The sequence below is a fragment of the Nocardia grenadensis NBRC 108939 genome, from assembly GCF_001613445.1.
Taxonomy (GTDB): domain Bacteria; phylum Actinomycetota; class Actinomycetes; order Mycobacteriales; family Mycobacteriaceae; genus Nocardia; species Nocardia grenadensis.
In genome coordinates this window covers 70837-82909 of the sequence record NZ_BDCJ01000017.1, presented here as the reverse complement: position 1 = coordinate 82909, position 12073 = coordinate 70837, and the positions used below count along the sequence as shown (strand labels likewise).

The 12073-nt window shown below is 67.8% G+C and carries 12 protein-coding genes; 2 read left to right on the top strand and 10 right to left on the bottom strand.

Features of this window, described 5'->3' with window-relative positions; genetic code table 11:
* The first annotated feature begins 168 nt into the window (after positions 1–168).
* Positions 169–1221 (top strand): NAD(P)-dependent alcohol dehydrogenase, encoded by a 1053-nt coding sequence (locus NGR01S_RS17950; RefSeq protein ID WP_063038259.1) that lies wholly within the window; start codon positions 169–171, stop codon positions 1219–1221.
* Positions 1222–1765: 544 nt separating this feature from the next.
* A complete protein-coding gene (locus tag NGR01S_RS17945) occupies positions 1766–2890 on the top strand; it encodes a S1C family serine protease (RefSeq protein WP_063038257.1) in 1125 nt (374 codons plus the stop codon).
* Positions 2891–2908: 18 nt separating this feature from the next.
* Here the strand turns inward: NGR01S_RS17945 and NGR01S_RS17940 are convergent, their stop codons facing one another.
* The 10 genes from NGR01S_RS17940 to NGR01S_RS17895 form a co-directional block, all read right to left on the bottom strand.
* Positions 2909–3442, bottom strand: coding sequence for a vitamin K epoxide reductase family protein (locus NGR01S_RS17940; protein ID WP_157107327.1), 534 nt, complete (start codon positions 3440–3442; stop codon positions 2909–2911).
* A 29-nt stretch (positions 3443–3471) separates the two neighbouring features.
* The gene (locus tag NGR01S_RS17935; RefSeq protein ID WP_063038255.1) at positions 3472–4218 is read right to left on the bottom strand and encodes a DsbA family protein; all 747 of its coding nucleotides are present in this window, start codon (positions 4216–4218) and stop codon (positions 3472–3474) included.
* 141 nt (positions 4219–4359) lie between these two features.
* On the bottom strand, positions 4360–5205 hold the full coding sequence (locus NGR01S_RS17930) for a polyphosphate kinase 2 family protein (protein ID WP_063038253.1): 846 nt from the start codon (positions 5203–5205) through the stop codon (positions 4360–4362).
* A gap of 12 nt (positions 5206–5217) precedes the next feature.
* Positions 5218–5958 carry an ESX secretion-associated protein EspG gene (locus NGR01S_RS17925; protein WP_063038251.1) on the bottom strand — a complete coding sequence of 247 codons (741 nt, stop codon included), beginning with the start codon at positions 5956–5958 and terminating at the stop codon, positions 5218–5220.
* A complete protein-coding gene (locus NGR01S_RS17920) occupies positions 5955–6530 on the bottom strand; it encodes a hypothetical protein (protein WP_063038249.1) in 576 nt (191 codons plus the stop codon). The genes NGR01S_RS17925 and NGR01S_RS17920 overlap by 4 nt, the downstream gene beginning before the upstream one ends.
* Positions 6523–6942 carry a hypothetical protein gene (locus NGR01S_RS17915; protein ID WP_063038247.1) on the bottom strand — a complete coding sequence of 140 codons (420 nt, stop codon included), beginning with the start codon at positions 6940–6942 and terminating at the stop codon, positions 6523–6525. Before NGR01S_RS17915 ends, NGR01S_RS17920 begins: the two co-directional genes overlap by 8 nt.
* A gap of 181 nt (positions 6943–7123) precedes the next feature.
* Positions 7124–7801, bottom strand: a complete 678-nt coding sequence (locus NGR01S_RS17910) for a class I SAM-dependent methyltransferase (RefSeq protein WP_063038246.1) — start codon at positions 7799–7801, stop codon at positions 7124–7126.
* The gene (locus NGR01S_RS17905) at positions 7798–9039 is read right to left on the bottom strand and encodes a saccharopine dehydrogenase family protein (protein ID WP_063038244.1); all 1242 of its coding nucleotides are present in this window, start codon (positions 9037–9039) and stop codon (positions 7798–7800) included. The genes NGR01S_RS17910 and NGR01S_RS17905 overlap by 4 nt, the downstream gene beginning before the upstream one ends.
* 34 nt (positions 9040–9073) lie before the next feature.
* Positions 9074–10477, bottom strand: a complete 1404-nt coding sequence (locus NGR01S_RS17900) for an ABC1 kinase family protein (RefSeq protein ID WP_063038243.1) — start codon at positions 10475–10477, stop codon at positions 9074–9076.
* 127 nt (positions 10478–10604) lie between these two features.
* Entirely contained in the window at positions 10605–11291 is a 687-nt protein-coding gene (locus NGR01S_RS17895) for a TetR/AcrR family transcriptional regulator (RefSeq protein WP_084481297.1), read from the bottom strand.
* Positions 11292–12073 lie beyond the last annotated feature (782 nt).

Here is a 12073-nt window from a genome sequence, read left to right as displayed (position 1 = left end):
TGCGATGTGCGGTGAGCCGCCCATAGAGTGCGACCATTGAGCACCTTCGGCCAAGGCTCGAGGCCGAAACGGCGAGACCAAGGGGGCCTCGACCCCGCGCGCGCCAGCGCGCCGAAAATACAGCACACTGCCTTGGCAAATCCGGTATGCACCGGTAGGCATGGACGCATGACTGCTGTAGCCGCGTACGCGATGGCCGGGCCCGACGCCGCATTCGAGAAGGTCACCATCGAGCGCCGGGAACTCGGACCCCACGATGTCCTGATCGATATCGCGTATGCCGGGATCTGCCACTCCGATATCCACACCGCCCGTGACGAGTGGGGCGGCGCGGCGTATCCGTGTGTGCCGGGACACGAGATCGCGGGGACCGTCGCCGCCGTGGGTTCGGCGGTGACCCGCCACCGGGTTGGTGACCGGGTGGGTGTCGGCTGCATGGTGGACTCCTGCGGAGTGTGTGAGCCGTGTCTGGCGGGTGAGGAACAGTTCTGTACTCGTGGCGCGGTGATGACCTACAACTCCCGAGTACCCGAGGAAGTGCAGCCGGGCGGGCACACCATGGGGGGATATGCCACCCGGATCGTGGTGACCGAAAACTTCGTGGTCGCCATCCCGGAGGGAATCGATCTATCGGTGGCCGCGCCCCTGTTGTGCGCCGGAATCACCCTGTATTCGCCTTTACGGCAATGGGGTACGGGGCCCGGGAAAAAGGTCGCGATCATAGGAATGGGCGGCCTCGGCCATATCGGTGTGAAAATCGCCGCCGCGCTGGGTGCCGAGGTGACGGTGCTCAGCCATTCGCTGAGCAAACAGGACGACGGAAAGCGATTCGGCGCGCACCACTACTACGCCACAAGCGATGCCCAGGTTTTCCGGGAGTTGCGCAGTAGCTTCGATCTCGTCATCAACACCGTATCCGCGGATCTGCCGATCAACGACTACATGAAGCTGCTGCGGCTGGACGGGACGCTGGTCGTGCTGGGGTTGCCGGAGGCCCCGCTCCAGGTCCAGGCCCGGGTACTGGCCGGCCGCCGGCGTTCGCTGTCGGGTTCGATGATCGGCGGTATCGAGCAAACACAGGAAATGTTGAATTTCTGTGCCGAGCACGGAGTCGGGGCGGAAATCGAGTTGATTTCCGCGGATGAGATCGACGGCGCGTACGAGCGGGTGGTGGCCAGTGATGTGCGGTACCGGTTCGTCATCGATACCGCGACCATCTGAGTTTTCCGCCGGTGTGCCCGGGGGATTCCGGACCCTGAAAGTCGATTCGATCGGTCGGCGTCGAACAATCGGTGGCCGTCGAACAAAAGGATTCCGACTCGGCGGCGTCGATTATCCACACTGTGGAGAAGGCTGTGGAAAACCGGCTACGCGGTGTGGATGAAGACCGAACGGCTGTGGATGGATTTCCGGGTGGCCGGGCCCAGGATACGGAATTCTATTGATTCGGTTTCCGCCGGATAACGAGCGGGCCGTTGTTCGGATCGCACCGGGCGGCCGGTCGGTGCGGACAGACGCCGACATCGGGGCCGGTTTTCGACCGGACGGTGTAAAGGACCTCCGGGGGGACGTGACACGGATGTGACCGTGGCGGCCCGGTGGTAACGAATCCACAGGTATCCGGTCGGAGTTTCCCCAGGCACGCGCCGCCCTGTGGATAACTAGGGATACCTGTGGATAACTTGCGGCATGGGGAAGAAACTCGACTGCCGCGCGTTGATCCGGGCGACAATGGTCGTGATCGGCTGCGGCAGCGGGAGGCTCCTTGGACAACCAGTGGCAGGGCACCGGCTCCCGTAGGCCCACCGGCGGGGGCCGCGTGCTCGTAACCGTCTTCGCCGCGGTGCTGGCACTCGGCGCCCTGTTCGGCTACCGGGGCGAACTACCCGGCCTGGCGCAGCCGAGCCGCAGTGCCGTCGCCGCACCCGTCCGGCCCGCACCGCGGCCGCCGCTGAACGCGAGCGAGGTGACCAGGGGTATCTCCCCGGTACTGGTGAACATCACCGCCGCCGCCCGTCCGTTCGGCGCCGCGGCGGCCGGCTCCGGCATAGTCCTCACCGGAGAAGGACAGGTACTCACCAGCCACCATGTCGTGAAGGGCGCGAAAACGGTCCGGGTCAGCCGCGTCTCCGACGGTGCCGTGTACACCGCTGAGGTGCTCGGCTACGACGCCCATGCCGATATCGCCCTGCTGTCCCTGGCGGGCGCGCGCGGGCTGGCCACCGCGCGGATCGGTAGTTCGGCCGGGCTGCGCGTACGGGACGAGGTCCTGGCCATCGGCAACGCCGGGGGCAGCGGCACGGCCACCGCGGTCACCGGGGAGATCAGCGATCTGGACAGCACGATCATGGCCCTGAACCAGCAGGATCTGTCCCGGCAGCCCCTGACCGGGATGCTGGAGATCGAGGCGGCGGTCAGCGCGGGCCAGTCCGGTGGGGCGGTGACCGATTCCACCGGTGCGGTCATCGGGGTGATCGCTGCGGCCTCCGGCAACCGGGATCCACCGCCGGGCGCGGCCGAGGACCCACCCAACGGTTACGCGGTGCCCATCGACGCCGCCATGCGGATCGTGCGGCAGATCCGCTCCGGTACACCCACCGATTCCGTGCACATCGGCCCCACCGCCACCCTGGGCGTTCTGATCTCCGACGCGCGACCGCGCGGCGCCCGCATCGATATGGCGATCAGCGGGCTACCCGCGCAGGTGGCGGGCCTGACAGCCGGAGAGATCGTCACCTCGGTGGATGGTCGCGCCATTACGAGTGCGGGTGCGCTGCGCGCGGCGATCGACACCCGCAAACCGGCCGAAACGGTGCGCCTCGGTGTGCGGGCCCCCGACGGCAAGGAACGGTTGGTGGCGGTGCGGCTGGTCGCCGGCACGCCGGGTTAGGACGGGCCGGCGACGCCTTCAGAACAGCGACAGCCAGTAGTCCTGGAAGCGGAGGAACACCAGTACCAGCACCACGGCGTAGAACACCGCGACGAAGGTCCAGCGCCATTCCGCGACCACCCGCAGCGCGCCCCGGTCGCTACCCCACAGCTGTTCGGTGAGGACGGCGAGCAGCGGTGTGATGATGGCCCACACCACCATGCAATAGGGGCACAGCGCATTGATGCGGTAGAGGCTCTGGAAGATCAGCCAGCAGATGAACAGTGTGCCCGCGACCGTCCCCAGCCACAGCCCGGTCCAGATCCAGCGGGGCAGCACCACCCCCGCGACCGAGAGCACACCGAGCGTCACCACCACCGAGAACCCGGCCAGTCCGATGATCGGATTCGGGAAGCCCAGTACCGCCGCCTGATCGGTGGCCATCACCGACCCGCAGGACAGCACCGGGTTCAGGCTGCACGAGGGGATGTAGCCGGGCTCGCTGAGCAGTTTGAAGTCCTCGACCAGCAGCACGAACGCGGCGATCCAGCCGGCCAGGCCGCACAGCAGCATCGTCCAGGCGGCAGGCGGTGAAGTCCGGATCACCGGCCCGCAGCCGCCTGGATCGCGGCGGTCAGCGGCGCGGTGTCGAAGCCCGTCCGATCCTGGTTCAGCGCGAGATCGACCTTTTCACCGTCGACGAACACGGTCGGGGTGCCGTCGATGCCCTCGGCCAGCGATTCCTGAGATTTCGCGCCGACGAAGCCGTCGTATTTCCGGTCGGTGATGCAGTCGGCTACGCCTGGGTCGGAATAGCCGGCCTGCTGCGCGATGGCGACGAGTTGCTCGTCGGTCAGGCCGGCACCGCCTTCGGGCGGCTGCTGCCGGAACATCAGCTTCAGCCAATCCTGGTATTTGTCGGTACCGGTATCGGCCACACAGTAGGAGGCGTTCGCGGCCCGGGTGGAGTATTCGGTGCTGGACATCTTGTCCAGGTAACCCACGATGTTGTACTCGATCGCGGCGGTGCCGTCGGCCACCGATTTGTTCAGCAGTTCGGCGTGGTCGGCCTCGAACTGCTTGCAGACCGGGCACTGCATATCCGCGACGATCCGCACCGTCGCCTTCGCGTCGGGTTGTCCCACTCGGATGGCGCCGTTCTCGGTGGCCACCGCCGGGACGGCGCCCACATCGTCGGAACCGGAGTTGCGCACGGCCAGGCCGATACCGATCGCCGCGACCAGCGCGACCAGTACGGCGGCCACACCGACCTGAATCGCGATCTTGCGGTTGCGGTCCGCGCGTGCGCCCGCCGCCAGCGGATTCGGCCGCCCGGGATTTTTGCTCACCGTGGGTTCACCACGCCTTTCCCTCGCCTCACCTGCCCCGGCCACGCAGAGGTTCGCCGGGGGGCGCCGGGCTGCCCGGCGCGCACCGCCCATCATTGTCCGGCTTGCTGAGAGTTTCCATAACCGGCCGATCCGCGCCGGTCAGGCTGTGTCGAGCCGGCGCAGTTCGGCGGCGGGATCGAAACTCGCCGGGGGCCAGCTCAGGTCCAGTTTCTCCAATGCTTCGATCAGCAGTTCGGTGACGGCCAGGCGCGAATACCATTTCGCGTCGGAGGGCAGCACATACCAGGGCGCGTAGCCGGTGGAGGTGCGGTCCAGAACGTCCTGATAGGCCTGCTGGTAGGCGGGCCAATAGGCGCGCTCGTCGATATCGCCGGGGCTGAACTTCCAGTACTTGTCCGGCCGTTCCAGCCGCTGCCGCAGCCTTTTCTTCTGTTCGTCGAGCGAAATGAACATCGCGACCTTGACCAGTGTCGTTCCCGCCTCGGCCAGTTCCTGTTCGAAATCGTTGATCTCGGTGTAGCGCTGCTGCCAGACCGCTTCCGGCACGAGTTCGTGGACTCGGGCGACCAGCACGTCCTCGTAGTGTGAGCGATCGAACACGCCCAGCTGCCCACCGCGCGGCAGAGCTTTGCGGATCCGCCACAGGAAGTGGTGCCGTTTCTCCTCCTCGGTCGGGACGCCGAAGGCGGTGTGATCGACGCCCTGTGGGTCCACCGAGCCGATGACGTGCCGCACGATCCCGCCCTTGCCGGCGGTGTCCATGCCCTGTAGGACCAGCAGCACACTGCGGTTGTCCCCGGAGCGGCCATTGGCGTAGAGCTTCTCCTGCAGGCCGGCCAGTACCTTGCCGCGTTCGACCAGCAGTGATTCGCCGTCCTTCTTGCGACCGTCGAACCCGGGCCGGGCGGAGGTATCGATATCGGTGATGCTCAGCCCGTCTGCGCGTAGCGCACGGCTCGCGGGGGTTTTCCATTGCTCGGACATCGGACAGACGTATCACAGTCCGGGAGTGCTGCCGCGGATGCGGGCCAGGCTCTGTAGGTTGTCGGCGAACTCGGCATCGCTGACCGGTGCGAGGGTCAGCACGTCGGCGGTGGTGAGCAGATAGCGGCCGTCGTCACGGATATCGAGCCAGCTGCGGTGCAGGGTGGGCGGTGACATGGGCTCGTCCGGGGCCACCGTGACGGTGATGAATCCGCGGGCGTCGACGGGTTCGCGTAGCGCCGCGCGGAAGCGGGCGGCGTCTCCGTCTCCGTCGCGGGTGGACAGGGGGGCGTCGGTGAGTACCGCGTCCTGGGGCTGGTGGAACGGGCCGTGGGTACCGGGACGGGCCGAACCGATGAGCTGCACAAGCCGGCCCCCGAGGTCCCGGGCATGGCACATGTGAACGGTGACCTTGGTGGGTGTGGCGTGTAGGACGGCGGCGTGATGATCGATAACGGCGGCGAAGCCGAGGATCTGTTCGGTATGCGGCTGGTCGCCGTTGCGGGTGAGCGCCGGGCGCTCCCCGGAAATCGTGACTGCGGTGGCGTCCGGGCGGGCGCAGAGCATGAGCGCGGCTGCCAGATCCGGGTCGGCCTGTCTGGCGAACCGCTGTGGTAATCGCAGCGCGTCCAGTTCGGATTCGGTGCGCACCACGCTGGCCGGGGCCAGATTCACCGGATAGGGCCGGCGGTCCAGGCTTGTCTCATTGGCCCAGACGTAGCTGAACTCGTCCGGGGTCAGGATCCACTTCACCGGCCCGGGCTCCCGCCGCCGGTACCGGTGGACGTATCGGGGAACCGAGGTATCCGGTCACCGGAAGCCGGGAGGGTGGGGTTGTAGATGGTGGTCATCGCGTCCTGCGCATCGGCGGTGGCCGCGGCGGCGGCGATATCGTGGTCCATCCGGCGGCGGCCGCCGTGTACGGCCTCGGCGGCCGGATCGGCGAGCGGCCGATACGGTTGCGGCGGGGCCAGCGCCGACCGCAATGTCTGTGCCGCTTCGGTATTGCCTTCCATGAGGTGTTGCAGGACGCGGCACACCTCGTGGGTTTCGTCACCGCTTGCGACGAATTCCTGTGTCGCCCGCCGGGCCGCATGCGCCGAATGTCCCGACCAGCGCTCGAATTCGCGACGGGTGGCGTCGGTGAATGCGGCGAAGGCATCCGCGACGGCGTCCGCGTTCGACTGCCACGCCGCGGCGGCGGCGGCGAGCGCACCGGGATCGAGTATCTCGTGCACCCGGTCCCAGATCTCCTGATGGGTGAAACTGCCGAAACATTCGCGTTCGGGCGCATAGGGCGGATCGGTGCCGGCGGGGTCAGCCATGGCCGGTCCCGTCGTGGTCGAGGCCGGGATACGCCGCCACCACAGCGAGAGCGGCGCGATTGGCGAGATCGGCCTCGGCGAGCCGGCCGCCGGCGGCAAGGTATGCGGCTTTGAAGTAGAGCGCCGTCTCCTGGAGCGCGGTGAGAGTGTCCAGGTACTGCACTGCCTTACCGCGGAAACCCGTGGCGAGGGCGTGCCCGGTGGGCAGATCGGGGAAACCGGCGGTGCCGCCGGCTTCGGCGATGCGGTGGCCGCCGGCCCGCGCCGCTTCGAGATCCGCGACGAGAGCGTCGCAGGCCTGGGCAAGGCGCAGCGCCACGTCTTCGGCGAGGGTGAAGGAGTCTTCGCCGCCGGCCGTGGCCGCGACGTAGAGCTGCCGAGCAGTGTGCTGCCCCACCTCCGGTACCGACATCTGGAATCCCCCTTCCGGCCCGTGGGTACGCCAGCCGACTCTACCGACGAGTAGCCGTGTACGCGGTGGAAAACCCGCCGGTCATAGGGATTCGACTGTGAATTGGCGCACGCGCGGCGGGTCGCGGGCAGCAGTGTATCGCGGGGTGGCAACGGGTCGGGCACTTCTCGCGTGGAATCCGTCAGACCGACGTCGCCGACCGGTCGGCCGCGCGCCCCGCCGCACCCGCGGCCGGCCGGGTGGCGGTCACGTACTGGAAGAAGCGGTGTACGGACTGCTCGATATCGACCAGTCCGGCCGTCGCGAACAGCTCCGGGAAGGTCCGGCCGCCGAACATGCGCAGTCCGCTCACTCCCGCCGTGAGCCGGGTCAATTCGCCGACCGCGTTATCGCGACGATGGCTGGTGGTGACGGCGATCCGGCCGCCGGGTGCTAGTACCCGGACCATCTCCCTGGCCGCGACCAGCGGATCGGGAATGAGGTACAGCGCGCCGAAACAGCAGACCGCGTCGAAGGTCTCGTCGGCGAACGGCAGATAGCGCGCATCGCCGCGTACGTATCCGGCGCGCGGCCCGGCATTGTCGGCGCGGGCGCGCGCCAGCATGGGCGGCGAATAGTCGATCCCCGTGACGTACCCGTCCGCAGGTACGTGCTCGCTCAGGAAACGGGTGAAATTACCCGGTCCGCAGGCGATGTCCAGGACCCGCCGTGACCTGTCGAGGTGCAGCGACTCCACCGCGAACCGGCGATCGGCGGCGGTGGTGCGGCCGGTGGCCAGATAGAACACCGTGGGCCGCCAGATCTTTTCGTAGACCGCCGCCAGCGCCGGGGCGTTCATGGTGCGCCGGGCGAGGTTCATCCCAGCGGCTCGACATCGATCGTCATCCCGGCCGCGCGCAGCCGTGCGGTCAGCGCGTCGCCCATGGCCGCGGCGGGCGTCAGTACACCGGCGAGTTCGGGCTTGTCGTCGAAGGCCAGTGCGAGACCGCTCTCGCCGAGCATGACCGCGGTCGCCTTGTACCCGGGGTCGCCGAGACCGGCGAAATCGGCGCGATACCGGGCGCCGGAGGAAGTGCGGGTGTAGGTGCGCATGCGGAACCAGCCGCTTTCCCGGGTGGCCTCGCTGGGACCGGTGCCCGGTGCGGGCAGCACCCGGTCGAGCACCGCGCGACCGGCGCCGAACCGGGACAGCAGCCCGCCGACGGCCATCCCGGCGACCACACCGCCGGAGATACCGGCCGCGATCACCGGAGCCAGCGCCGAATTCCCGGCGCCCATGGTCTCGCGGTAGCGGAAATTCTTGCCGTACACCCAGCCGAGCAGGCCGTTGCTCCGGCGCACGATCTTGGTGTTGTGCGAGGCCATGACAAAGGTGCCGACCCAGCCGTCCAGACTCGGATCGATCTCGCGTCCCCGCTGCAGGGTGAGGTCGGACTGGCGGCCCACCTCGGGGTCCATAGAGCTGTCGGGACTCAGCGAATAGGGGTGGCTGAGCACCGCGCCCTTGGATCTGTCCGCCGCGACGGCCTCCATCATCGCCCGGCCGGAGTCGATGGTGCCGCCGCTGACCCCGCCGCGCAGGGTCGCGACCAGGGTGGTGTCACCGAGCTCACCGGTGTTGTCCGCGATCGTTCGCCGATAGAGCTGGTAGACGCTCAGATCCGAAGGGACGGAGTCGTAGCCGCACGAGTTCACTATCTTGGCGCCCGTGCGCGCGGCCTCGTCGTGGTAGGTGTCGATGGCGTCGCGGATGAACAGCGGTTCACCGGTGAGATCCGCGTAGTGGGTTCCGGCCTTCGCGCAGGCCGCGACCATCGGCATCCCGTAGCGCAGATACGGGCCGACCGTAGTGATGACCGCGGTGGTGCGGGCGGCGAGGGCATCCATCGACTCCTGATCGGTGGTATCGGCCACCACCAGACCCCAGTCCGCGGCCCCGATCTCGTCGCGGACCGCGGCGAGTTTGTCCGCCGAACGTCCGGCCAGCGCGATCCGCGCCCCGGCCGGCGCCGCGCCCAGCAGGTACCCGGCGGTGAGCTTGCCGACGAATCCGGTGGCGCCGAAGACGATCAGGTCGAATTCGCGAGTGTCGGTCATGGATAGAACCCCTTGGATATGTCCGGTACCGCGGCTAACCCGTGCGCCGCTTACCGCGTTTGGCCGGCCGGCGTCCCGCCAGCCACTGTCGATGGAGGCGCCCGAGTTCGGTGACCGGCTCCTCGCCGTACAACCATTCCCGGGCGATGCGATGCCAATTGGCGGTCGCCTCGAGCTGACCCAGCATGCCGAAGGTCAGGAAATCGGCCCGCCGCGAGAACAGATGCTCCGGCGGCAGATTCTGTTGTTTCATCCCGGAGAACTCACTGGACCGCGGGTCCACCGCCAGCAGGAACGCGCCACTGGCCAGTTCCGGGGTAATGGTGAGTTCCTGGTCCACCAGGCACCATTCCGACGCCGAGAGCACATACTCCAGGCATTCCTCGACCCCGATCTCGTCTGCCGAATCGATGACCCCGCGCTGGATCATCAGTTCACGCAGATCCGCGCCGCGGTCCTCGGCGGCCGCGCACAGACAGATGGCCTCGAAGCGGACATGTTCGGGATCCATCCGGTTGAACAGCCCGAAATCGAGGAATCCGACCCGGCCGTCCGCGGCGAGCAGCACATTACCCGGGTGCGGGTCGCCGCAGAACTCGTTGAAATCGAACAGCGACCCCACATAGAAGCGGTAGATGATCTCGCCGACCCGGTCGCGTTCGGGTTGCGGCATCCGGCGGATGTCCTCGAACGCGGTACCTGCCAGATATTCGGTGACCAGGACCCGTCTGGTGCTGTGTTCGAGGACCGGCCGCGGGATCACGACGAACGGGTGGTCGGCGTAGAGCGCCGCGATATCACGCTGGGTTTCGGCCTCGATGTGATAGTCGAGCTCGGCCTCCATGTTCAGTCGCAGTTCGTCGAGGACTGCCGGAGTGACCCACGGCATCGCCGACTGCAGGACCCGCCGGAACATGTTCAGGTTCTTCAGATCCGCCCGGACCGCCGTATCGATGCCCGGATACTGCACCTTCACCGCGACCTGGCGGCCGTCGTGCAACCGGGCGAGGTAAACCTGCCCGATGGAGGCCGCCGCGATGGCCTCGGGCTCGAATTCGGCGAACACCGCGTCCAGCTGCTGCCCGTAGTCCTCTTCGATCACCGCGCGCATGGCCTCGAAGGACACCGAGGGCGCGGCATTGCGCAGTACCGCGAGTCGTTTCTGGAACCGTTCCCGGTGCTCCGGTGGCACCAGGTCCAGATCGAGTACCGACATCATCTGGCCCAGTTTCATGGCCACGCCCTTCATGGTGCCCAGCACCATGACCAGCTGTTCGGTACTGCGGAGGATCGACTCCTCGGCCATCCGGGCCCGTACGGCCTCGGACCGGCCGCGCATCGAGAGCCGGGCGCGTTGTTTGCGCATCATCGAGCCGGCCGCCACCGCACCCAGCTTGGTACCGCGGGCCAGCCGGGATGTCGGCACTTGTTTCGCCATCGAGGAACCTCCGTTGGTGCCGACGCCGCGCCTACGAGGACAGAAGAACACAGCCGGTTCTTCGTCACCGCACGGCAATCAGACTAGCCAACCCGGCCGGGTTGTCGAGCCAGGCGAGCCCACCGGCTCAGACGGCCTGGTCGTCGGGGGAGACCGGGGGCAGCACATGCTCCTGTTCGGCGAACTTGATCCGCGAGCCACCGGCCCGCGCCATGCCCTCGATGGCACTCCACACCATCATCGTGAGGTAGTCGATGACCTCTTCGCGGGGCAGCGTCTTATGGGTGGTCCACCAGTGGGTCGCGAGCTGGATACCGCCGACCAGCACATAGGACCACAGCATCACCCCCTCGGTCTCGATACCGCGGGCGCTGCCGCGTTCGGTGATGGCGGCCGCGACGACCTCCGCGAACAGCCTCTCGAAATCGGCCAGTGACGACGGATCGCCCGAACCGGTGCCCATGATGAACCGGTACACCTCGGGATCCTCGTCGACCGCACCCACGTATTCGGCCAGCGCCGACCGCACCAGCTGGTACTCGTCGGCGTCGAGGCTGATCGCGCCGTAGACGCGCGGCATCAGGGTGATCTCGATGAACCGCTGCATCGCGGCGTTGACCAGGTCGTTCTTATCGGAGAAGTAGCGGTAGAGGACGGTTTTGGACACACCGATCTCGGCAGCGATCTCGTCCATACCGGCATTCCCGCCGCGGGTGCGCACCGCGGCGAGCGTGCCGTCGACGAGTTCCTCACGACGGTCGATCTTGTGCTGGCGCCAGCGCCGCTTGCGCCCGTCGGTCCGTGGGGTACGCACCGGCGCCGATCGATCGGCGGATGTCCCGATATCGAGCAGGTCTTCGGTGGACAGCGTGGGCTCCTCGGTCCGGACGGTTCACGTGCGTTCCACTCTAGGCCCCATCCCAACCTGGGTGGTTCGTTTGGCTCCTGTGCGGCAGATCCCACACTCTCCCCGTGCGCGTCCAGCGGGCGTGTGCGGGCGGCCGCTCGCGGACGGAATCATTGCGGTGTGCGCAGTGCCGTCGGCGCAACCAGCCCGACCGGAGAACCTCCCACCCCATCGACCGGTCGCGCGCGGCAGCCACCCGGAGGCCGGCTCCCCGCGAGAACCGACGGCCCCACATCTGTCCACGCTCCCCCCGAACGCACTTCCACTCCCGCCGGATATCGCGCGGCCCAGGTCTCGGGCGCGGCCGTATCGGCTACCGTGCCGGGCCGGCCGGACCTCGGCTATCCGACCGACCCCATCGGTGCCGAGTCTTACGAGGCTCTGAAAGGGTCGAGGCCCGTCCCGCCCTTGGCGGGAGGTGCTCAACGGTCGCCCTCTATGGACGGCCCACCACACATCGCATGCGGCGAAGCCGCGAGTCTCGAGGCCTGAACGGCGGGACCAAGGGGGCCTCGACCCCGCGGCGCCGAAGGCGCCGCCGATAAACACAGCAGAATGGGGAGTATGCAGAAACCGACCGGTAGCAGTGCGGTGCTCGATTCCGCTCCCGGGACGACCGCCCCCGGCGGGCAGGCGGAACCGCCGGGTGTGTTCGCGACCCTCACCGATGACGCGGCCAAACGACGTGA